Raw genomic sequence first — 21,473 nt, forward strand, 5'->3', positions numbered from 1 at the left:
TCTATTACAATTTGTAAGCAAGAAATAGGAAAAATTTTTAAAATATTATATAAAAACGCTTTACAAAATAGAAATATATGATATAATTAAAGAGTCAAATAAATGCAAACGTTTGCGGAAAGCGCTTGCGGAAAATTTTATAAGGAGATATGAATGATGAAAGAGACATTCAAAAACATATTCAGTTTCGAATTTTGGCAAAAATTCGGAAAAGCTCTGATGGTCGTTATCGCAGTAATGCCCGCGGCTGGTTTGATGATCAGTATTGGTAAATCAATTCCAATGATCAATCCAAACGTAGCTGCTCTTGTTACAACAGGCGGTATTCTTGAGCAAATTGGTTGGGGAGTTATCGGAAACCTTCACATTTTGTTTGCATTAGCTATTGGAGGTAGCTGGGCAAAGGAACGTGCTGGTGGTGCATTTGCGGCCGGACTTTCATTTATTTTAATTAACCGTATTACAGGGGTCTTTTTTGGAGTAACTTCAGACCTTCTTACAAAACAAGGAGCTACTGTAAAAACTGTCTTTGGTGGAACCATTAAGGTGGCTGATTATTTTGTAAGTGTACTTGAAGCTCCTGCTCTTAATATGGGGGTGTTTGTTGGTATCATTGCCGGTTTTGTTGGAGCAACTGCTTACAACAAATATTATAATTACCGTAAATTACCAGATGCGCTTTCATTCTTTAATGGTAAACGGTTTGTGCCATTCGTTGTTATTTTGCGTTCTACAATTGTGGCTTTGATTCTTGCAGTATTTTGGCCAGTTGTTCAAACTGGAATCAACAATTTTGGTATTTGGATTGCTAACTCTCAAAAGACAGCTCCAATTCTCGCACCATTCTTGTTTGGTACTTTAGAACGTCTTCTTTTACCATTTGGACTTCACCATATGTTGACAATTCCAATCAACTATACTCAATTAGGTGGGACATATGAAGTGTTGACAGGGGCTGCTAAAGGAACGACTGTATTTGGTCAAGATCCATTATGGTTGGCTTGGGTAACAGACCTTGTTAATTTAAAAGGTTCACACGCTGACCAATATCAACATCTTCTAAATAGTATTACTCCAGCTCGTTTTAAAGTTGGGCAAATGATTGGTTCATTTGGTATTTTGATGGGGGTTGCCTTTGCAATTTATCGAAATGTAGATGATGATAAGAAACATAAATACAAAGGGATGATGATTGCAACAGGACTTGCAACTTTCTTAACAGGTGTTACAGAACCAATTGAATACATGTTTATGTTTGTTGCAACACCTCTTTATTTGGTGTATGCAGTTGTGCAAGGGTTAGCCTTTGCAATGGCTGACGTTGTTCACTTGCGTGTTCACTCATTTGGTTCGATCGAATTCTTAACTCGTACCCCACTTGCAATCAACGCTGGTTTGGGTATGGATATCATTAACTTTATTTGGGTAACAGTTCTCTTTGCAGTTGGAATGTACTTTATTGCCAACTTTATGATTAAGAAATTTAACTACGCAACTCCAGGACGTAATGGTAACTATGAAACAGCTGATGGAGAAGATAGTGATTCATCTGCTCAAGCTGGTGGCAAAGTAGCTGAAGCTTCTCAAGCAGTAAATATTATCAACCTTCTTGGCGGACGCGCAAATATCGTTGATGTAGATGCCTGTATGACACGTCTCCGTGTGACTGTCAAAGATGGTGAAAAAGTTGGTACAGAAGAACAATGGAAAGCTGAAGGAGCAATGGGCTTGGTGATGAAAGGCCAAGGTGTTCAAGCTATTTATGGTCCGAAAGCGGATGTTCTTAAATCTGATATTCAAGACTTACTTGACTCAGGTGAAGTGATTCCTGAAACTCTTCCGAGTCAAATGACAGCTTCACAAGCTGCGGAAGTGAGCTACAAAGGTGTAACAGAAGAAGTTGAAACGGTTGCTGACGGTGAAGTCATTGCTATCTCTGATGTGAAAGATCCTGTCTTCTCACAAAAAATGATGGGTGACGGATTTGCAGTTGAACCTGAAAATGGGAATATCTACTCACCAGTAGCAGGTACTGTTACAAGCATTTTCCCTACAAAACACGCTCTTGGTCTCTTGACTGATAATGGTCTTGAAGTGCTTGTTCATATCGGACTTGATACAGTCAGTCTTGAAGGTAAACCATTTGAAGTACATGTTGCAGAAGGACAAAAAGTTGCAGCAGGTGATCTTCTTGTGACAGCTGATTTAGAAGCTATCAAAGCGGCAGGTCGTGAAACTTCAACAGTTGTTGTCTTCACAAATGCACAAGCTATTAAATCTGTAACGGTTGAAACATTCGGCAAAGTAGCAGCGAAAACGGTTGTTGCTAAAGTAGAATTGTAAATAGAAAAGAGAAATCATGGCAAAATTCCTGACTTTAAATACTCATAGTTGGATGGAAGATGAGCAAGAAAAAAAGCTAGATCAACTAGCTGAGCGGATTCTTCAAGAAAAATATGATGTCATTTGCCTGCAGGAAGTCAATCAAGAAATGGAGTCTGAACAGGTTGTTCAGGCTCCATTTTATCATGCGGTAGATGGTGCTATTGCGATTCATAAAGACCACTTTGCACATTGTCTTGTGGAGAGATTGGTAGAGAAAGGTCTTATTTATCATTGGTCTTGGGCTTATAATCATATTGGTTTTGATCGGTTTCATGAGGGAGTTGCTATTTTATCCTTAAATCCATTGAAACCAAGGGAGTTATTGGTTTCAGATGCCAACGATCCAACGGATTATCACACTAGAAAAGTACTTTTGGCGGAAACAGAAGTTGATGGACGGCTTGTAACGGTGGCTTCCTGTCATCTTTCCTGGTGGAATAAAGGCTTCCAAGAAGAGTGGGCACAGATAGAAGAAGAATTGTTACAATGCAACATGCCTTTGGTATTGATGGGAGATTTTAACAATCCTGTCGGTTATGAAGGCTATCAGCACATTTTAAGAAGTCCACTTGCTTTGCAAGATAGTCATGCTGTTGCTGCTACAGTCGTTGGTACAGCAACGGTTGAAGGCGATATTGCTGGCTGGGCTGGAAATAAGGAAGCTCTAAAAATTGATTATATCTTTACAAGTAAAGATTTCAACATTGAAAAATCTGCTGTTGTTTTTGACGGCAAAGCAACACCTGTTGTTAGTGACCATTTTGGGTTAGAAGCAGAAGTTGCATTTTAACAATCAAAAACGGGAAGTTTTATCTTGAACTTCCCGTTTTTGATTGTCATTCTTTAGAGGTGTGGTGTTTTCCAGCATTGATAGCGTCGGCCTCGGTCATGGTGACTACTCTGTCAAACCGTGTATTGCGTGGCATATTATCTAAGTTGTACCAATAAACATCAGCAGTTCCATTACGAGCTACATAAACGGTTCGTTCCTGCTGTTGAGCTTCTTTTGCTGCAGCAGCCTCTTGTTGTTGCTGCGCTTGAGCGGCAGCTGCTTCTTCTTGTTTTCGTTTTTCTTCTGCTTGTCTAGCTATTTCTTGTTCTTTTGCTGTTTTTTCTGCAGCCTCTTTTTCTTGCTTAGCTTTTTCCGCTTCCTTTTTCTTCTTTTCCTCTGCGGCTTTCTCTTTCTTTGTCTGTTCCTCTTTTTTACCTAGAGCAATATATTGCTCGTTTTCTTTTTTGTAGGAGTCAAACTCATTTTTTAATGTTTTGTAGTCTTTCGCGGCTTCTTCATTGCTTTTTGTTAATTTTTGAATCTGTACCTTATATTCTTTCTCGTCCTTCTGCTGGTTTCCCATGGCAGAAAACGATCCCAATAAAAGAACTACTAGCGTTAGAATAGCGATATTCTTTTTGTCTTTAAAAAAGGCAACAGAAAAAAATCTTTTCATCATAATTCTCCTTAAAATGATAACGTTTACAATTTATTATATAAAATTTCTCGAGAGAAGTAAATAGGATAACGGATTATTATATGTTTTCGTGAGGAAGGTCCTATCTTTTGTTATTTCTTAAAACATGGTATAATGAAGTATTAAGAATTCAGGAGGGAAGCAGATGCGTTGTCCTAAGTGTGGTGGTAGTAAATCAAGTGTTATTGACAGTCGGCAAGCAGAAGATGGTAATACAATTCGTCGTCGTCGTGAGTGTGATGAATGTCAGTATCGCTTTACGACTTATGAACGTGTAGAAGAACGGACGCTCGTTGTCGTTAAAAAAGATGGCACGCGGGAACAATTTTCAAGAGACAAGATCTTTAATGGAATCATTCGTTCGGCGCAAAAACGTCCTGTTTCTAGTGATGAGATTGAGGAAATTGTCAGCAGAATTGAGCAAAAAGTGCGCAGCAGCAATGAAAACGAGATCGCAAGCGAGTATATCGGTGGTTTAGTAATGGAAGAGTTAGCGGATTTAGATGAAATTACTTATGTTCGTTTTGCTAGTGTTTATCGTAGCTTTAAAGATGTGAGCGAGCTGGAAAACCTCTTGAAACAGATTACAAAAACAGCGAAAAAGAAAAAGGAACAATAGATGAAACCGAATGATCAATTTTCTTTTGTGAAGAATAATCTGATTAGCCAGGACAGCACCAATTTGATTCGTCTGTATTTGCCAATTTTAGGGCTTGAAGCGACCTCTATCTATCAGTATTTGCTTGCTTTTTGGGACAACGGGAAATCATCTTACACCTTTGGGCACATTTTGAATCATCTCAATCTGGGGATGAATGCCTTGCAAAAAAGTTTAGAAATGTTGTCTGCTATGCAGTTAGTAGAGCTTTATCATACGGAGAATCATTTTCAGGTCTATTTGCAGCCCACACTATCGTCTGGTGAATTTTTAAGCAATCCTGTTTACAAGCGCCTGCTAGAAAAGAAGATTGGTGAAGCTGCGGTAGAGGCTTTGTTACCTAGTCACCCAAATGGTGAGAAGAAAGATGTGAAGCTGTCAGAGATTTTTCAAGTGGAAGATGCAAAGGCAGAGACGCAATCAAAACAGAATCATTTTGACTTGGATTACTTTAAACAATTGATGGCGCGAGAAAACTTGCGTTTTGAAAACGAAAAAGAAGATTTGCTGGTACTTTTTGCTATTTCAGAGCAACAAAATTGGACTTGGTATGAGACCTACTTGTTGGCTAAGGAGACGGCTGTCGGTCATGTGATTTCAACCAAGCGAATGAAGCAAAAATTAAATCAAAAGCCTGCTGCAAGCGGATTTTCTAACGCTGAACAAACGATTATTCGAGAGGCTAAGAGTAAGTCAGCCATGCAGTTTTTAGCAGAAATCAAAAAAACTAAGCATGCGACAATCACACGAGGAGAACGTCAGTGTTTGCAAGAATTGGCAAATTTGGGACTGTTAGATGAAGTGATTAATGTGATTTTGCTGTTGACTTTTAACAAAGTGGATTCGGCTAATCTCAATGAAAAATACGCTTTGAAAGTAGCAAATGATTTTTCATATCAAGAAGTGACATCAGCAGAAGAGGCAGTTTTGCGAATTCGTGAGCGAAATCAACAACCAAGCAAAAAAGCAAATCAGACGGCTACTTCAAAGAGCAATGTTCCCGACTGGAGCAATCCTGACTATAAGAATGAAACAAGTGTTGAAAAGCAGGCTGAGCTAGAGGAGCAAAAGAGAAAACTTTTAGCGAAATTAGACCAAGGAGGTGACTAGATGGAGAGTGTTGGACAAACGATGGCGCATAGGAAACAAGCTCGTCAATTTAACTATGAAGAGTTGGTGAAGCAAATCGTCGCCGATCCAGATGTAGTGGCTTTTATCCAGTCTGAGCGATTAACACCTGCTGAAATCAAACGAAGCATTTCTAAGTTTAATCAGTATATTTCTGAACGCAATCGATTCTTACTGGGAGATGAAGCGTATATTGCTAAGGGCTATAAGCCAATCTTGGTGAAAAATGAGGGTTATGCGGATGTTTCTTATGAAGAAACTCCAGAATTAGTTGAAGCGCAGAAACAGGCAACTATCAATGCACGTTTAAACTTGATTAGTCTTCCTGCTAGTCTCAAGGAAGCTAGTTTGGCAAAAGTGGATTTGGACGATGTTGGTCGTTACAAGGCTTTTGAATTGCTGACGAATTTTGTGGCAGATTATCCAAACTACAAAAAAGCGATTTACCTTTATGGTGATTTTGGCGTAGGGAAAAGTTACATGATGGCGGCTTTGGCACATGATTTGTCGGAAAAACGTAGTGTTTCTACGACATTACTTCATTATCCTAGTTTTGTTTTGGATGTAAAGAATGCTATTTCTTCCGGTCTAGTTAAGGAAAAGATTGATGAAGTAAAAGTAGCGCAAGTATTGATTTTGGATGATATTGGTGCGGAGCAATCAAGTCCGTGGATGCGAGATGAGATTTTGCAGGTTATTTTGCAGCACCGGATGCAGGAAAATTTGCCAACTTTCTTTACATCGAATTTTAATTTTGCGGATTTGGAACGGCATTTTGCGACATCCAAAAACGGAGATGAAACTTGGCAGGCTCGTCGAGTCATGGAAAGAATAAAATTTTTAGCAGAGGAAGTTCGTCTGGAAGGAGAAAATCGCCGATGAATGAAACGATTGATTTGATGAAAAAACATACTTCTGTTCGTCGTTTTACAGAGGAGCAGATTTCAGATGAGGATTTGAAAGCGATTATTGATGCTGGTCGAGCAGCCTCCAGCTGGAAGAATTTCCAGTCTTATTCGATTATCGTTGTTCGTAGTCAGGAAAAGAAAGCAGCCTTGTTTGATTTGGTGCCTCAGGAGGCTATTCGTCAGTCGTCCGTTTTTCTTCTTTTTATCGGAGACCTCAGTCGAGCTGAGAAAGGTGTGCGACTTCACACAAATGCCTTTTACCCACAAGGAGTGGAGAATCTTCTGATTAGTTCTGTTGACGCTAGTCTGGTCGCGCAGAATACTCTTTTGGCGGCTGAAAGTCTGGGATATGGCGGGGTCATCATTGGCTTGATTCGCTATGCTTCTAGGGAAATAGCAGAGCTGTTTAATTTACCAGATTATACGTATCCTATTTTTGGAATGGCTTTGGGAAAGCCAGCTCAGCACCATGCTGTTAAACCACGCCTGCCGTATGAAACAGTCGTTTTTGAGGAAGATTATCAAGAACAGGGTGCGTCTGTTATTCAGGCTTATGATCAGATTCAGGCAGACTATGCTGGAGATCGAGCAACTGATACATGGAGCGAGCGGTTGACGAATCAATTTGCTCAAAAGCCCAATCCTGCTAGCCAGAATCTATTACAAGATAAGAAATTATTATAAAGTAAAGGCAGTGAGACAAAAAACAGTCATTTCGAAGCAATTCGATTTTGTTGGTTCACCCCGCACAGCTCGAAAGGTTTGGGGAATCTTTCGAAGTTGGAAATAGTCAAGTGAAACTTGACGTCAAAAGAGTTGTAAAAGCTGATTTATCAGCACATTAGCCCCCACTTAGCAGTGATTGATTGGCACTAAGGTGCTAATCAATTGTGCATGGAAAATTCTAAATTGACTAAAGTCAACAGAGTTTCTCCAAACCGCTGCGTCCTGTAATTATAACTACATAAACAAGTGAAGCTGAGCATTTTGTCCCAGCTTCTTGGAATAGAAAGAGGAACACTATGGCTTTACCAACCATTGCCATTGTCGGCCGTCCTAATGTCGGCAAATCGACATTTTTTAATCGGATTGCTGGGGAGCGGATTTCGATTGTTGAGGATGTTGAAGGAGTAACCAGAGACCGTATTTATGCAACGGCTGAGTGGCTGAATCGCAAGTTTAGCATGATTGATACGGGCGGGATTGATGACGTAGATGCGCCTTTTATGGAACAAATCAAGCACCAAGCAGAGATTGCTATGGATGAGGCTGATATCATCGTTTTTGTGGTGTCTGGAAAAGAAGGTATTACAGATGCGGATGAATATGTGGCTCGTATGCTCTACAAGACCCACAAGCCGATTATTCTAGCGGTTAATAAAGTAGATAACCCAGAGATGCGTAGTGAAATTTTTGATTTTTATGCTCTTGGCTTGGGTGACCCTTATCCTGTTTCTTCCGTTCATGGGATTGGTACGGGGGATATTTTAGATGCCATTGTTGAAAATCTCCCTAATGAAGAAGCCGTTGAAAATCCAGACATGATTAAATTCAGCCTTATTGGTCGTCCCAATGTCGGCAAGTCTAGCCTAATCAATGCGATTCTGGGAGAAGACCGTGTGATTGCTAGTCCTGTGGCTGGTACTACTCGTGATGCGATTGATACGGTCTTTACGGACAATGAGGGGCAAGAATTTACCATGATTGATACAGCAGGTATGCGCAAGTCAGGCAAGGTCTATGAAAATACAGAGAAGTATTCTGTTATGCGAGCTATGCGAGCCATTGACCGTTCCGATGTAGTACTCATGGTGCTCAATGCTGAAGAGGGGATTCGCGAGTATGATAAGCGGATTGCTGGTTTTGCTCATGAAGCAGGTAAAGGAATTATTATCGTTGTTAACAAGTGGGATACGCTGGAAAAGGATAATAAGACCATGCAAAATTGGGAAGCCGATATTCGCGACCAATTTCAGTATCTCTCTTATGCACCGATTGTCTTTGTATCAGCTCTGACTAAGCAACGTTTGCATCAATTACCAGACATGATTAAGAGAATTAGTCAAAGCCAAAATACCCGCATACCGTCTGCAGTACTCAATGATGTCATCATGGATGCCATTGCAATCAATCCAACACCGACTGACAAAGGCAAACGGCTGAAAATCTTCTATGCGACACAAGTTGCGACCAAACCGCCAACCTTTGTCATCTTTGTCAATGAAGAAGAGCTCATGCACTTTTCTTATATGCGTTTCCTAGAAAATCAAATCCGCAAGGCTTTCGTATTTGAAGGGACACCAATTCATCTCATTGCCAGAAAGCGGAAGTAGGGCGGAGCTAGCTAAACAAGGATGAACATAAAAATAGTAGAAGTGGTACAGTACAAGATAATCTAATGTGCTTATGTGAGAAAGAAATATGAATTGGATAAATATTGCTAAAGTGGTGCTCATTGGAATTGCAAGTGCAGCTTATGTGAATATTCACTATGATGATAGAAAGTACAAACCGTTTGGTTTTCGCTATTGGTTATCACTTTTTAGTCTGATAGTTGTAGGAATTGCACATCTTTTCTTGGCTGCTATAACATTGGGAGTCATTTGGCTTATGATAACAAAATTCTCTATACTTTTACTGGGAATTTGGCTCCTTTTAGTATTCTTAGTAATAGGAAATACAATATTGCTAGTCGGTTTTATGAAAGTGTTGATTGCACGCACTAAGCACTATAAAAAGCTCAACAAGGATATTTTCTAAAAGAAAGCGAGGCGAACCTTGCTTTTTTTCTTTATACTGAAAATATGGTATAATGAATAGATAAAATAAAGGTGGTACTTATGGCAAAATTGATTCCTGGGAAGATTCGGACAGAAGGAATTGCTCTTTACGAAGCAGGGAAAATTGAAATTCTCAAAGTGAAAGATCAGATGATTTACAGCCGAGTGGAGAATCACAATCTGCGATATAGCTTGGATGATGAAGCCATTTTTTGCGCCTGTGATTTTTTTCAAAAAAAGAAATACTGTGCTCATCTAGCAGGCTTAGAATATTTTCTAAAAAATGATCCTGAAGGGAAAGTCGTTTTGGCAAATCTAGAAGAGGAGCAGACAACTTCAGAAGAAACTCAAACGAAGGTCTCATTTGGCAGTCTCTTCTTGGATAAAATCCTCCAGACAGAAGATGTAGCCGTTCGCTATGAACTGTCTGCTGTCGGGCAAGAAGATGACTATACAGGACAATTTTTGTGGACCTTGCGTATCAGTCGTTTACCAGATGAGCGCTCCTATGTTATCCGGGATATTCGTGCTTTTTTAAAGATTGTTGAAAAAGGCGATTATTATCAAATCGGCAAGCACTATTATGAAAAAATGCAATTAGCCGCTTTCGATGAAGCTAGCCAAGAGGTGATTCAGTTTTTACGAGGACTTGTTTCTTATCAGCAAGATCAAGATGCTTCTTTTATCTTGCCAAATGCAGCTAGACATCTTTATTTTCCGTCTAGTCTGTTTGAAGAAGGCGTAAATCGACTCATGAATTTGCCGCATTTCCGCTTAGAATACAGTCTTTATGACTATGACAAAGTTTTTTTTCAAGATTTGCATGCTGAAGTAGGCATCTATGATTTTACAGTAGAGGAAAATTCGGATTATTTTGAGCTCATCATTACAGAGCAAAATTATAAAATCTTATATGGTGGTGACTTTATTTTTTATGGAGATCATTTTTATCAACTGACGGAGCAACAAAAGCGGATGATTCAGGTGATTCGAGAATTACCTGTGGATGCCGATCGCAAAAAACGCCTTCAATTTGATACAAGCGATCAAGCCAAACTGGCTTCAGGACTATTAGAATTTGGTAAAGTCGGTTCTATTCAAGCACCAGAAAGTTTGGTGATTCATACTTTTACTCCGCTGTTTGATTTCGAATTATTGGATACTCAGGAAATTCGTCTCAAAATCCAGTTTGACTATGGAAATTGTGTTGTGGATACTCGTCTTGAGTTGGAAGAATTGCCATTTGCCAGCGATTTCCAGTTAGAACAAAAGGTTTTTCAACAAGCTCTGTCTGCTGGTTTTGAAGCAGATTTCACAAGCACCCGTCCGCCATTGCAACCACAAGAAATCTACTCCTTTTTCACAGTGGCTCTGCCTCATTTTAGACGCTTGGGAAAGGTATCTGTGGCAGAAAACCTGACAGCCTTGTACCAAGTGGAAAGACCAGCAGTTTCTGTTCAGACAAATGGTGGCTTGTTGGATATCGGGTTTGACTTTACAAGTATTGACCAGACAGAAGTGGACGATGCGTTAGAAGCTCTTTTTTCGGCTAATGATTATTTCATTAGTCGCTCTGGTAAGGTGCTCGTTTTTGATGAAGAAACAAAAAGAGTCAGAAAAACCTTACAGGATTTACGAGCTAAAAAAGGAAAAGACGGCATTTTCCAAACGCAGAAGATTGCTGCTTATCAGCTATCTGAATTGTTTAAAGACCAAGAAAAAGTTAGTTTTTCAGAGGAGTTTCGCCATTTAGCCTTTGATTTGACGCATCCAGAGGAGTTTGCGCTACCTACATTAAAAGTGGAAGCAACTTTGCGTGATTACCAAGAAACGGGTGTCAAATGGATGTCTATGCTTCATCGTTACGGATTTGGTGGTATTTTAGCAGATGATATGGGGTTGGGAAAAACCCTTCAAACCATTGCCTTTTTAAGTAGTCAGCTAAAAAAAGAGATCAATGTTTTGATTTTGGCTCCGTCTAGTTTGATTTACAATTGGCTGGATGAGTTTGCGAAATTTGCACCAGAAATGGATGTAGCGGTCATTTATGGATTAAAACCAGTCAGAGATAACTTGATTGCAGAAGGTCATCAGGTGATGATTACAAGTTATGCTTCCTTCCGTCAAGATGTTGAAGAATATAGTCAATTGAACTTCGATTATCTCTTTTTAGATGAAGCGCAGGTCATGAAAAATGCACAGACCAAGATTGCTCATCATTTACGAAATTTTGAGGTCAAAAATACCTTTGCTCTTTCTGGAACGCCGATTGAAAATAATCTCGGCGAATTATGGTCTATTTTTCAAATTGTTTTGCCAGGATTATTACCTAGCAAAAAGAACTTTTTGAAATTGCCTGCAGAAACTGTCGCTCGTTTTATCAAACCATTTGTCATGCGGCGAAAGAAAGAAGATGTCTTGCAAGAATTGCCAGATCTTATCGAAGTGTCTTATCGCAATGAGTTAGCAGATAGTCAAAAGGCTATCTACCTAGCGCAGCTAAAACAAATGCGGGAGCGCGTGCTGACTTCTACAGAGGAAGAACTCAATCGCAGCAAAATGGAAATCTTATCTGGCTTGATGCGTTTACGACAAATCTGTGATACACCAGCGCTCTTTATGGAAGATTATCATGGCGAGAGTGGCAAACTAGAAAGCTTGATGGAACTATTAGAGCAGATTCAGACAGGAAGCCACCGTGTGCTCATTTTTTCTCAATTCCGAGGCATGCTCGATATTATCGAAAAAGAATTGAAAAAGATGAAAATAGAGACGTTTAAAATTACAGGCTCCACGCCAGCAAAAGAACGTCAAGAGATGACAAATGCTTTCAACAATGGGGAAGGAGACGCCTTTCTAATCTCCCTAAAAGCTGGCGGTGTTGGCTTAAACCTGACAGGTGCAGATACCGTTATTCTAGTTGACCTTTGGTGGAATCCAGCAGTAGAGTCTCAGGCAATTGGCCGAGCTCACCGTATGGGACAAGAAAGAAATGTAGAAGTCTACCGCCTGATTACGCGAGGCACGATTGAAGAAAAAATTCAAGAATTGCAAGAAAGCAAGCGCCATCTCGTGTCAACTATCCTAGACGGAACGGAGTCGCGCAGCAGCCTAACCGTTGCTGAAATACGAGAAATTCTAGGAATTTCTCCAGAAACACTTGAAAAATAGCATCAATAGTTTATAATGAAGTGTTGAAAGGAATGTGCTCATGAAAGAAAAAACTTTTCCGTTGATTTCTGACGATGAAGTCATGCTATCAGAAATGCCGCGTATGAACCTTTATGATGAAAGCGATCTTATCAGCAATATTAATGGTGACTATGTCGATAAAAATTATTTAGAATGGGAACCAATTGTAAAGAAAATTGCAGACAGTCAAGTAAAAGAAGGACAGGCAAAGTCTTACCAAGCGACTTCAGTTGTTCAATCTGTCAAAGCCAAAAAGTCTGCTTCAAAAAGTTATGCAGAATTGGCTAGAGAAGAAGCCAGAGCGGATTTGAAAAAGAAACGTTCGGCAGCTTATTTGACATCGGATTTTACTGCTAAAAAGCGCTCCTATCCTGCCGTTATGAATGGTAACACAGCTATTTCACATCAACCAACAGCATTTTTCCAAAAGGAAAATGGTAGTGAACTGGCAAAATACAGTCGGAATTTGAAACAGGATCAATATATTTTAGCAGATATCAGGACGGAGCCTTCTGTACATCAACCAAATGAATTGCCCAAAAAAGCTAAAAATAATTATGACTTTTTAAAGACAAGTCAAATTTACAATAAAAAAGAATTGCAAAGCCAAAGAGAGCGTCGGATAGCGCAAGAACTAAATTTAACACGGCTGGAAGAAAAATAATCGAACGTTGACAAGAGCCAAATATTTTTGTGTGAACTTGGTTTCACTAAATTTAACGCTCTTAGCATTTAAGGAGAAATTATGACAAAAACCTATCATTTTATCGGGATTAAAGGCTCTGGGATGAGTGCCTTAGCATTGATGCTACATCAAATGGGACATCACGTTCAGGGAAGCGATGTGGAGAAATATTATTTTACACAACGTGGCTTAGAACAAGCAGGGATTAAAATCCTACCTTTTGATGAAAAAAATCTTCAAGCAGATGTAGAAGTCATTGCGGGAAATGCTTTCCGTCCGGATAATAATATTGAAATTGCCTATGCCGATGCAAATGGAATTACTTATAAGCGCTACCATGAATTCCTTGGAACCTTCATGCGCGATTTTGTCAGCATGGGAGTGGCAGGTGCACACGGAAAGACATCAACGACGGGTATGTTAGCACACGTTTTGTCAAACATTACGGATACCAGTTATCTGATTGGTGACGGGACGGGGCGCGGCTCTGCAAATGCGAAATACTTTGCATTTGAAGCAGATGAATATGAACGTCATTTCATGCCTTATCATCCTGAATATTCAATTATCACGAATATTGACTTCGACCACCCAGATTATTTCACCAGCTTAGAAGATGTTTTCAATGCTTTTAATGATTATGCTAAGCAAGTTAGCAAAGGGTTATTTGTTTACGGTGAAGACAAAGAATTGCGCCGAGTCACAGCTAACGCTCCTATTTATTACTATGGCTTTAAGGAAGGCAATGACTTTATCGCTCATGACTTACTCCGTTCTACGACAGGCTCTAGCTTTAAAGTCTCTTTCCATGGCGAAGAATTAGGAGAATTTAAGATTCCTAGCTTTGGTCGTCATAATATTATGAATGCAACAGCAGTCATTGGTTTGTTATACACCGCTGGATTTGATTTGAATTTAGTTCGGGAGCATTTAGTCACTTTTGGTGGTGTGAAACGTCGCTTCACTGAAAAAATGGTCAATGGAACGACAATTATTGATGACTTTGCTCATCACCCTACTGAAATCATTGCAACTTTAGATGCAGCTCGCCAGAAATATCCAAGTAAAGAAATTGTTGCGATTTTCCAACCACATACTTTTACTAGAACCATTGCACTTTTGGACGAATTTGCCGAAGCCTTGAATCAAGCGGATGCAGTGTATTTAGCACAGATTTATGGTTCTGCACGCGAAGTGGATCATGGAGATGTCAAAGTAGAAGATTTGGCTGAAAAAATTATCAAAAAGGCAGAAATTATTACTGTTGACAATGTTTCGCCATTGTTAGAACACCCAAATGCTGTTTATGTTTTCATGGGAGCTGGGGATATTCAGACTTATGAATATTCTTTTGAACGTTTGCTATCTAATTTGACAAGCAATGTCCAGTAATCTAATACCACAAGTCACACAAGTTACCCTTCGAGAAGCTGCTTCGGAAGATTGGGAGACAATCGTTGCGATTGAGGAGGCGAATTTCTCCACAGAAGCAGCTGGTGCAGAAACGCTCCAAAAATGGATTGAACAGGGTCAAACGAACTTTTTAATAGCAGAATTAAATGAGAAAATAGCTGGCTACATTGTAGGGTCAGCCGTTTTTTCACGTCATTTGACAAATGAAATGATAGATAATTCGTCAAAACAGCAGCAAGATTCTGATTTTATGACGATTCAGCGCTTGTCCATTCATCCAGAGTTTAAAGGTCAAGGGCTGGGAACTTTGCTTTTAGCTGCTTGCAAAGAAATAGCTGTCGCACGAAATCAGAAAGGTCTTCAGCTGGTTTGTTCAGATGAGTTGATTTCTTACTACGAAATGAATGCTTTCATAAACGAAGGAATTTCTGAAAGGGCAGATAGCCATGCTATTTTATATGAACTTGTTTGGGAAAATCCATATTTTAAGGAGGAACAATGAAGATTAGACAGGCAAATTTAGCAGATTTGGATGCTATTACAACTATTGAATGGGAAAATTTTGGACCAGAAGAAGCTCTGAGTAGAGATATTTTAGAAGCCCATATCCAAAAACTAACAACCAGTTTCTTAGTCGCTGAACGAGACGGTCAGATTTTAGGCTACCTTGAAGGACCTGTTCGTCCTGAGCGCCATTTAGTAGACCAATCCTTTACTTCTGAGGTAGAAGATTATAGTCATTTGACAGACCATTATATTTCGTTGACCAGTTTATCTATTGCTAAAAATGCTCAAAATATGGGGTTAGGTCGAAGTTTGTTAAATGCAATGAAGGATATTGCTGTTCGCGACCAGCGTTTGGGGATCAACTTAACCTGTCATGATTATTTGGTAGCTTACTATGAAAAACATGGTTTTATCAATGAGGGTGTATCCCAATCTACCTATGCAGGTGAAGTTTGGTATGATATGCTTTGGAAAACTCCCAATAGTGGAGAAAAGAATTGATTATTCTGTAGAATGCTTGAAAGAAAGGCATTCTCTTATTGCTTTTATTTACCTTTTAAGATATAATAGTAGGGATATTGAACAAGGAGGTCAACTATTTGGCTGAAGATTCACAAGAAAAAGAAGGGCTGAGTTTTAAAGAGCAGATTCTGCGCGACTTGGCAAAAGCAAAGGGAACTGAACAACCAAAACCTGTAGAAGAATCTAATAACTTGCAGGAAAAGTTAGGTTTGGGTCAATTTGTGCTTCCTTCTGCACAGGAAGAGGAGGAAACAACTGCTTCTGAAACGGATATACCAAAAGTTCAAAAAGAAGAAAGTGGCGAACCAGAGCTAGCTCCTTTAGAAAGTCCCCTTCCAACCGTTGAACAAATAGAAGCCGAAACGGCAGCTAGGGAAGAGAAAGAGTTTAATACTCATACAACGAAAGTTCCTGTTTCTTATCCAACCAATCAAGCGGTTGAAGAAAGTAAAGCTCCGGAAGAATTGGTTCAACCTGCAGTTTACGGAACAGAGCAAGACACAAAGAAACTTTCTCGTTCAAATCGGACTGCTCAAACGATTAACACGAAGAAGCGTCAAAACAAAATTGCCGGAAAAATCGTCAAAACGGTCTTAATTTTGCTACTTTTAGGGATTGGTTTAACTGGTTTCTTTGCTTATCGCTATGTTACATCAGCTTTACAACCAGTTGATGCGAAAAATACAAAGTATGTGACGGTTAAGATTCCGACTGGATCGAGCACCAAAGCAATTGGAACGGTCTTGGAAAAAGCTGGTTTGATCAAAAATGCTCAGATTTTTAGCTATTATGCTAAGTTTAATAACTATGCAGATTTTCAATCGGGTTATTATAATCTGCAAAAGAGCATGAGTTTGGATACGATTGCTAAAAAGCTACAGCAAGGTGGAACGGACACTCCGCAGGATCCCTCAATGGAAAAATTAACCATTCCCGAAGGATATACGATTGACCAAATTGCAAAAACGATTGCGAAGTTGAAGAAAAGTAAATTGTCTTCGGATACGTTCTTAAAGAAAGTGCAAGATGATAATTTTATCACTCAGGAAGTTGCAAAATATCCAAATTTATTAGGCAATTTAGCTAAAAAAGAGAGCGGTGTTAAGTATCGCTTAGAAGGCTATCTTTTCCCTGCTACTTACAATGTGACCGACAGCATAACTGCTGAAACGCTCATTGACCAAATGTTAGCAGCAATGGATAACACCATGTCGCAATATTATGATGTTTTAGCCTCAAAGAACTTGACTGTGCACGATGTTTTGACAATTGCGTCCTTGGTTGAAAAAGAGGGTTCAAGAGATCAAGATCGAAAGAACATTGCAAGTGTCTTTTACAATCGTTTAAATCAAAACATGCCGTTGCAAAGTAATATTGCAATTTTGTATGCTCAAGGGAAGCTTGGTCAAAAGACAACCTTAGCAGAAGACGCTGCGATTGATACTAATATTGATTCGCCTTATAATGTTTATAAAAATACCGGTTTAATGCCTGGTCCTGTAGACAATCCTAGTCTTTCTGCTATTGAAGCGACTGTTAATCCAGCTAAAACGGATTATCTTTACTTTGTAGCTAATACAGAAACAGGAAATGTTTATTTCGCAAATACCTATGAAGAACATGAAAAAAATGTTCAAGAACATGTTAATAGTAAATTGACACAATCAAGTAGTTCAAGTTAAAAAAGCGGGACAAAATCGTAACTTTTAAAACTTGATTTTGTTCTACTTCTGAGCAATGATGTATAAGTCTAAAAAGATTGCTACAAGTGTATTTTAGACTAGATGAAGAATGCACCTTGCAAAGCAAGCGAATATTAAAAAGAAGCTGGGACGAAAGTTTCCAGCTTCAAAGTATAAAGTATATAGTTATAATAAACCAACGACGCAGCTACTGATTGCTCAAAGCATTGCTTTGAGGTGGCGGATAGAACTTGTAAAGCAAATCTCAAAGCTGTTTGCTTTTCAAGTTCGGAAGAACACTTTTGACAAAAAATTTGTTTTCTTTATCCACCACCTCAACAGTCTTCCAGACTGTTGAGCAACCCTGCGGGGGTGAGACTAGGAACTAAAATTTTCAAGATGAGTTCTGTCCCACTCCCTCTTTATTTTAAAAATAGAAAGAAGAAAAAATAATGGCAGAAAAAACTTATCCCATGACCCTTGAAGAAAAGGAAAAACTTGAAAAAGAATTAGAAGAATTAAAATTAGTTCGCCGTCCAGAAGTGGTAGAACGTATTAAAATTGCTCGCTCTTATGGAGACTTATCAGAAAACAGTGAGTATGAAGCAGCCAAAGATGAGCAGGCTTTTGTTGAAGGCCAAATCTCAAGTCTGGAAACCAAGATTCGCTATGCTGAAATTGTAAATAGCGATGCAGTGGCGCAAGATGAAGTCGCTATTGGTAAGACTGTTACAATTCAAGAAGTTGGCGAAACGGACGAAGAAGTCTATATGATTGTTGGTGCAGCAGGAGCAGATGCTTTTGCAGGAAAAGTTTCTAATGAAAGTCCTATTGGACAAGCTCTAATTGGCAAGAAAACAGGCGATACAGCTACAGTTGAAACACCTGTTGGCAGTTATGATGTAAAAATCCTAAAAGTCGAAAAAACGGCATAATTAAAAATGAGTAAGATGAGCCCCCGTGATTGTAATAGTACCACGGGGGTTGTCTCTGCAAAACATAGAGGAGAGAAATATGGCTCGTAAGTCTCAAGTAATTTTAACCAATATGTGTCTGATTGAAGATAATCAAAATCGCATTGTCATGCAGATTCGTGATCCCAAGATGTATTCTTGGTCAGGAGCAGCCTTACCCGGCGGACATATAGAAGAAAAGGAGAGCCTCCACCAAGCAGTTGTGCGTGAAATTTATGAAGAAACGGGACTAACAATCCATCATCCTAGACTGGTTGGTATGAAACATTGGTACACGGCAGAAGGAATTCGTTATCTGGTTTTTCTTTATCGCACAAATGAATTTTCAGGACATCTCCGTTCATCAGAAGAAGGTGAAGTTAGGTGGGTGGCGCGTGAAGAGTTGGACACTCTCGAATTGGCTTATGATTTAAAAAATTTGCTACGTATTTTTGATGACAAATCGTTGTCAGAATTGTTTTATAGTGAACGTTTAGAAAATGATTTTGTTCGCGAATTTTGGTAAGTTTATTTTTGAATGAGAACATTTAAATTGAACGGCAAGCAAAAAGCTGGAATGATTGTTCCAGCTTTTTTGCTTATCTTGAACGTTGTTTTCCAGCGTTACGATTTTTCTTTTTATTTTGTTTTCTATTTTCAATAACGGCCTGTGCTTGAGGTGTCACATCTTTTTTACGACCAGAATTTTTAATGGCTTTAGGTGGATTATTTTTGTATTCTTCAGCTACGCGTTTTCTGAGCTGAGGACGGATGTAATGATTGATAATCAATTGTTGAATGATCATAATGAAACCACCGACTACCCAGTAAAGTGTGACACCTGCAGGAGCTGTGAACGAGAAGATGACAATCATGAGCGGGCTCATGTACATCATTTTCTTCATTTGCTCTTTTTGAACCTCATCAACGCCGACAAGGGTCAAAGCAGATTGAATAAAATACAAAACTCCGACGATAACAGTAAGGAGAATGCTGGCTTTTCCGAGTGGAATTCCTAGGAATACACTCTTAGCCACTCCTTCAGTGTATTGAGCAGAGAAATAGAGGGCAGAGAAAAATGGTAATTGAATCAGGAGAGGAAGGCATCCGATACCTCCGAGCATATTGACACCATTTTCTTTTTGAGCAGCCATGAGTGCTTGCTGAGCAGCAAGCTTTTCTTCTTGTGTTTCAGCATTTTTCATACGTTCTTGGATAGGCTCAAAAATAGGCTTCAAGTAGTTCATCTTTTCAGATTGATAAGTTGCTTTCCATGATTGATAAAGTCCTAGTGGCAAAATGATCAGCCGCACAATCAGGGTAACAATGATAATAGCAACACCAAAACCTAGCCCCATGTTATTAGCAAAATACTGAATGGCAAGGCTCATTGGTCTTCCAATGATATCCCAGACAAACCCAGCAGGCTTACCATCTTTTACTTGCACACATCCTGAGAGCAGCAGAAGCATAGATAACCCTAATCCTGAGAATAAAATACGATTTAATTTTTTCACGTGTTTGTTTCCTTTTTCTAAAAAATAATACCTTTCTATTCTACTGTTTTTTTCCTAAATATACAATAGTTCTTAGGACTTAATTTGCAATTTTAAAATCTGAATAGGATTCAAAATTCGTCATTGTAACATCTAAATAGTTGACTTTTGAAAATGGCGTTGGCCCTTTGCGGATTTCTTGGATAAATTTTGCCATAAGGGCAGAGTTTTCTGCTTGCGCCAAAATCTCTACGGTACCATCTTCATTATTCCAGACACGCCCTGTGATACCGCCAATTTCTGTGGCAAGTGTGTAAACACCCCAACGAAAGCCAACTCCTTGCACGCGACCTTGTGCAATCATTCTTACTTTTTGCATGTGAACCTCCTTTTTGTGATATAATAGTTCTATGAATATTATAACCTCAAAAGCGAATAATGTGGTAAAAAATACTAAAAAATTACTTCAAAAAAAATATCGAAAAGACTCATACTTAATTGAGGGCTGGCATTTATTTGAAGAAGCAGTCAATGCACAAGCTAAAATTAGGCATATCTTTGTTTTAGAAGAATTTGTTGACAGAGTGCAGGATTTTCCTCAAGTTTATGTAGTGACGGCAGAAATTTTGGCGGATTTAGCTGATTCCAAAACACCGCAGGGAATTGTAGCAGAGCTTGCTTTTGAGGAAGCGACGATTCCTTCATTTCTCAAAGGGAAATATCTCTTTTTAGAAGATGTGCAGGATCCCGGAAATGTAGGAACGATTATCCGAACGGCTGATGCAGCTGGTTATGATGGAGTGTTTATTTCGCAGCATTCGGCAGATATTTACAATCTTAAAACCCTACGCTCCATGCAGGGCAGTCATTTTCATTTGCCTGTTTACCGAGTAAAAACAGCAGATTTTCTTGAGCTTGCTAAACAAGTACAATTACCGATATTAGCAACGACGCTTTCAAAAGATTCGATGGATTATCGAGAGTTAGCACCACTGTCGGATTTTGCTCTTGTGTTGGGAAATGAAGGACAGGGTATTAGTCATGAAATGGCAGAAGCAGCTGATAACCTCATTCATATTTCGATGAAAGGACGAGCTGAGAGTTTAAATGTCGCCGTGGCAGCAGGCATTCTCATCTTCGCTTTAAGCTAAAATTTAGAAATGTATTTATAATTAGAAGCACATGGAGGTGGTTCTATGCTTTATAAAGAAGATAAAGAGTATATGGAGCATGTTGGACAATTGATTGCTCAACCACGCGTCCAGAAATTAAAAACCATAACACACCATATTTATTCCAATCGCTTGGAGCATTCGATTCATGTTAGTTATACGAGTTATAAAATTGCGAAAAAATTAGGTTGGGATGCAAAAAGTACCGCACGTGGTGGACTTCTGCACGATATGTTTTATTATGATTGGCGGGAAACGAAATTTAATAAAAGCCATGCTTGGGTACACCCTCGCTTAGCAGTGCGAAATGCACGGAAAGTAACCAATTTAAATAAAGTAGAAGAAGACATCATTATCAAACACATGTGGGGAGCAACATTGGCGCCGCCACGGTATAAAGAAGGCTATATTGTCACTATGGTGGATAAATACTGGGCAATCAAGGAAGCCATGGCGCCAGTTCGGAAAAGAATTGCTAAAAGAAGACTTTTTCATCGAAAAATGTTAAAATCGTAACATATCA

21 protein-coding genes are annotated in these 21,473 nt (G+C 39.1%); 18 read left to right on the top strand and 3 right to left on the bottom strand.

What is annotated here, in order from left to right:
- Positions 1 to 153 precede the first annotated feature (153 nt).
- Positions 154 to 2,343, top strand: a complete 2,190-nt coding sequence (locus tag HMPREF3249_RS05325) for a PTS transporter subunit IIBC (protein WP_049534654.1) — start codon at positions 154 to 156, stop codon at positions 2,341 to 2,343.
- A 16-nt stretch (positions 2,344 to 2,359) separates the two neighbouring features.
- On the top strand, positions 2,360 to 3,175 hold the full coding sequence (locus tag HMPREF3249_RS05330; RefSeq protein WP_003029933.1) for an endonuclease/exonuclease/phosphatase family protein: 816 nt from the start codon (positions 2,360 to 2,362) through the stop codon (positions 3,173 to 3,175).
- A 46-nt stretch (positions 3,176 to 3,221) separates the two neighbouring features.
- Here HMPREF3249_RS05330 and HMPREF3249_RS05335 read toward each other — a convergent pair whose 3' ends face one another.
- Complete coding sequence (locus HMPREF3249_RS05335) at positions 3,222 to 3,833, bottom strand: hypothetical protein (protein ID WP_022525076.1); 612 nt, start codon at positions 3,831 to 3,833, stop codon at positions 3,222 to 3,224.
- Between the two features lie 166 nt (positions 3,834 to 3,999).
- Between HMPREF3249_RS05335 and nrdR the strand changes: the two genes are divergently transcribed.
- The 14 genes from nrdR to HMPREF3249_RS05410 all read left to right on the top strand — a co-directional run bounded on the left by nrdR (position 4,000) and on the right by HMPREF3249_RS05410 (position 18,808).
- Positions 4,000 to 4,473: a transcriptional regulator NrdR gene (gene nrdR, locus HMPREF3249_RS05340; protein ID WP_003029936.1), complete on the top strand. Its 474-nt coding sequence runs from the start codon at positions 4,000 to 4,002 to the stop codon at positions 4,471 to 4,473.
- Entirely contained in the window at positions 4,474 to 5,622 is a 1,149-nt protein-coding gene (locus HMPREF3249_RS05345) for a DNA helicase (protein WP_049534649.1), read from the top strand.
- Positions 5,623 to 6,522 carry a primosomal protein DnaI gene (dnaI, locus tag HMPREF3249_RS05350; protein WP_003029939.1) on the top strand — a complete coding sequence of 300 codons (900 nt, stop codon included), beginning with the start codon at positions 5,623 to 5,625 and terminating at the stop codon, positions 6,520 to 6,522.
- Positions 6,519 to 7,232 carry a nitroreductase family protein gene (locus HMPREF3249_RS05355; RefSeq protein ID WP_059221016.1) on the top strand — a complete coding sequence of 238 codons (714 nt, stop codon included), beginning with the start codon at positions 6,519 to 6,521 and terminating at the stop codon, positions 7,230 to 7,232. Before dnaI ends, HMPREF3249_RS05355 begins: the two co-directional genes overlap by 4 nt.
- Positions 7,233 to 7,570: 338 nt before the next feature.
- The gene (gene der / locus HMPREF3249_RS05360) at positions 7,571 to 8,881 is read left to right on the top strand and encodes a ribosome biogenesis GTPase Der (protein ID WP_003029941.1); all 1,311 of its coding nucleotides are present in this window, start codon (positions 7,571 to 7,573) and stop codon (positions 8,879 to 8,881) included.
- Between the two features lie 88 nt (positions 8,882 to 8,969).
- Complete coding sequence (locus HMPREF3249_RS05365) at positions 8,970 to 9,308, top strand: hypothetical protein (RefSeq protein WP_180363196.1); 339 nt, start codon at positions 8,970 to 8,972, stop codon at positions 9,306 to 9,308.
- 80 nt (positions 9,309 to 9,388) lie between these two features.
- Positions 9,389 to 12,499, top strand: coding sequence for a pilus expression-regulating Snf2 family helicase (locus tag HMPREF3249_RS05370; protein WP_003029944.1), 3,111 nt, complete (start codon positions 9,389 to 9,391; stop codon positions 12,497 to 12,499).
- A gap of 40 nt (positions 12,500 to 12,539) precedes the next feature.
- Positions 12,540 to 13,184 (top strand): divisome accessory protein ZapJ, encoded by a 645-nt coding sequence (locus HMPREF3249_RS05375; RefSeq protein WP_003029945.1) that lies wholly within the window; start codon positions 12,540 to 12,542, stop codon positions 13,182 to 13,184.
- An 81-nt stretch (positions 13,185 to 13,265) separates the two neighbouring features.
- The gene (murC, locus tag HMPREF3249_RS05380) at positions 13,266 to 14,597 is read left to right on the top strand and encodes a UDP-N-acetylmuramate--L-alanine ligase (protein WP_003029946.1); all 1,332 of its coding nucleotides are present in this window, start codon (positions 13,266 to 13,268) and stop codon (positions 14,595 to 14,597) included.
- Entirely contained in the window at positions 14,587 to 15,120 is a 534-nt protein-coding gene (locus HMPREF3249_RS05385; protein ID WP_003029947.1) for a GNAT family N-acetyltransferase, read from the top strand. The genes murC and HMPREF3249_RS05385 overlap by 11 nt, the downstream gene beginning before the upstream one ends.
- Positions 15,117 to 15,626: a GNAT family N-acetyltransferase gene (locus tag HMPREF3249_RS05390; protein WP_003029948.1), complete on the top strand. Its 510-nt coding sequence runs from the start codon at positions 15,117 to 15,119 to the stop codon at positions 15,624 to 15,626. The genes HMPREF3249_RS05385 and HMPREF3249_RS05390 overlap by 4 nt, the downstream gene beginning before the upstream one ends.
- Before the next feature lie 98 nt (positions 15,627 to 15,724).
- On the top strand, positions 15,725 to 17,329 hold the full coding sequence (gene mltG, locus HMPREF3249_RS05395) for an endolytic transglycosylase MltG (RefSeq protein ID WP_022525074.1): 1,605 nt from the start codon (positions 15,725 to 15,727) through the stop codon (positions 17,327 to 17,329).
- A 452-nt stretch (positions 17,330 to 17,781) separates the two neighbouring features.
- Positions 17,782 to 18,264, top strand: a complete 483-nt coding sequence (gene greA / locus HMPREF3249_RS05405) for a transcription elongation factor GreA (protein ID WP_003029952.1) — start codon at positions 17,782 to 17,784, stop codon at positions 18,262 to 18,264.
- A gap of 79 nt (positions 18,265 to 18,343) precedes the next feature.
- Positions 18,344 to 18,808, top strand: a complete 465-nt coding sequence (locus tag HMPREF3249_RS05410) for an 8-oxo-dGTP diphosphatase (RefSeq protein ID WP_003029953.1) — start codon at positions 18,344 to 18,346, stop codon at positions 18,806 to 18,808.
- Positions 18,809 to 18,881: 73 nt separating this feature from the next.
- Here HMPREF3249_RS05410 and yidC read toward each other — a convergent pair whose 3' ends face one another.
- On the bottom strand, positions 18,882 to 19,799 hold the full coding sequence (gene yidC, locus HMPREF3249_RS05415; RefSeq protein WP_049534638.1) for a membrane protein insertase YidC: 918 nt from the start codon (positions 19,797 to 19,799) through the stop codon (positions 18,882 to 18,884).
- Positions 19,800 to 19,878: 79 nt separating this feature from the next.
- Positions 19,879 to 20,157 (bottom strand): acylphosphatase, encoded by a 279-nt coding sequence (locus tag HMPREF3249_RS05420; RefSeq protein WP_003023619.1) that lies wholly within the window; start codon positions 20,155 to 20,157, stop codon positions 19,879 to 19,881.
- Positions 20,158 to 20,188: 31 nt separating this feature from the next.
- Here HMPREF3249_RS05420 and HMPREF3249_RS05425 point away from each other — a divergent pair, with 31 nt between their 5' ends.
- A complete protein-coding gene (locus tag HMPREF3249_RS05425; RefSeq protein ID WP_059221013.1) occupies positions 20,189 to 20,929 on the top strand; it encodes a TrmH family RNA methyltransferase in 741 nt (246 codons plus the stop codon).
- A gap of 45 nt (positions 20,930 to 20,974) precedes the next feature.
- A complete protein-coding gene (locus HMPREF3249_RS05430) occupies positions 20,975 to 21,466 on the top strand; it encodes an HDIG domain-containing metalloprotein (protein ID WP_003041470.1) in 492 nt (163 codons plus the stop codon).
- Positions 21,467 to 21,473: the final 7 nt, after the last annotated feature.

The sequence above is a fragment of the Streptococcus sp. HMSC36C04 genome (assembly GCF_001839535.1).
Taxonomy (GTDB): Bacteria; Bacillota; Bacilli; order Lactobacillales; family Streptococcaceae; genus Streptococcus; species Streptococcus hominis.

What these genes read in the sequence shown, in the direction of transcription:
- HMPREF3249_RS05325 (WP_049534654.1), top strand. Translation starts at nt 154, where the DNA reads ATGATGAAAGAGACATTCAAAAACATATTCAGTTTCGAATTTTGGCAA.
- HMPREF3249_RS05330 (WP_003029933.1), top strand. Translation starts at nt 2,360, where the DNA reads ATGGCAAAATTCCTGACTTTAAATACTCATAGTTGGATGGAAGATGAG.
- HMPREF3249_RS05335 (WP_022525076.1), bottom strand. Translation starts at nt 3,833, where the DNA reads ATGAAAAGATTTTTTTCTGTTGCCTTTTTTAAAGACAAAAAGAATATC.
- nrdR (WP_003029936.1), top strand. Translation starts at nt 4,000, where the DNA reads ATGCGTTGTCCTAAGTGTGGTGGTAGTAAATCAAGTGTTATTGACAGT.
- HMPREF3249_RS05345 (WP_049534649.1), top strand. Translation starts at nt 4,474, where the DNA reads ATGAAACCGAATGATCAATTTTCTTTTGTGAAGAATAATCTGATTAGC.
- dnaI (WP_003029939.1), top strand. Translation starts at nt 5,623, where the DNA reads ATGGAGAGTGTTGGACAAACGATGGCGCATAGGAAACAAGCTCGTCAA.
- HMPREF3249_RS05355 (WP_059221016.1), top strand. Translation starts at nt 6,519, where the DNA reads ATGAATGAAACGATTGATTTGATGAAAAAACATACTTCTGTTCGTCGT.
- der (WP_003029941.1), top strand. Translation starts at nt 7,571, where the DNA reads ATGGCTTTACCAACCATTGCCATTGTCGGCCGTCCTAATGTCGGCAAA.
- HMPREF3249_RS05365 (WP_180363196.1), top strand. Translation starts at nt 8,970, where the DNA reads ATGAATTGGATAAATATTGCTAAAGTGGTGCTCATTGGAATTGCAAGT.
- HMPREF3249_RS05370 (WP_003029944.1), top strand. Translation starts at nt 9,389, where the DNA reads ATGGCAAAATTGATTCCTGGGAAGATTCGGACAGAAGGAATTGCTCTT.
- HMPREF3249_RS05375 (WP_003029945.1), top strand. Translation starts at nt 12,540, where the DNA reads ATGAAAGAAAAAACTTTTCCGTTGATTTCTGACGATGAAGTCATGCTA.
- murC (WP_003029946.1), top strand. Translation starts at nt 13,266, where the DNA reads ATGACAAAAACCTATCATTTTATCGGGATTAAAGGCTCTGGGATGAGT.
- HMPREF3249_RS05385 (WP_003029947.1), top strand. Translation starts at nt 14,587, where the DNA reads ATGTCCAGTAATCTAATACCACAAGTCACACAAGTTACCCTTCGAGAA.
- HMPREF3249_RS05390 (WP_003029948.1), top strand. Translation starts at nt 15,117, where the DNA reads ATGAAGATTAGACAGGCAAATTTAGCAGATTTGGATGCTATTACAACT.
- greA (WP_003029952.1), top strand. Translation starts at nt 17,782, where the DNA reads ATGGCAGAAAAAACTTATCCCATGACCCTTGAAGAAAAGGAAAAACTT.
- HMPREF3249_RS05410 (WP_003029953.1), top strand. Translation starts at nt 18,344, where the DNA reads ATGGCTCGTAAGTCTCAAGTAATTTTAACCAATATGTGTCTGATTGAA.
- HMPREF3249_RS05420 (WP_003023619.1), bottom strand. Translation starts at nt 20,157, where the DNA reads ATGCAAAAAGTAAGAATGATTGCACAAGGTCGCGTGCAAGGAGTTGGC.
- HMPREF3249_RS05425 (WP_059221013.1), top strand. Translation starts at nt 20,189, where the DNA reads ATGAATATTATAACCTCAAAAGCGAATAATGTGGTAAAAAATACTAAA.
- HMPREF3249_RS05430 (WP_003041470.1), top strand. Translation starts at nt 20,975, where the DNA reads ATGCTTTATAAAGAAGATAAAGAGTATATGGAGCATGTTGGACAATTG.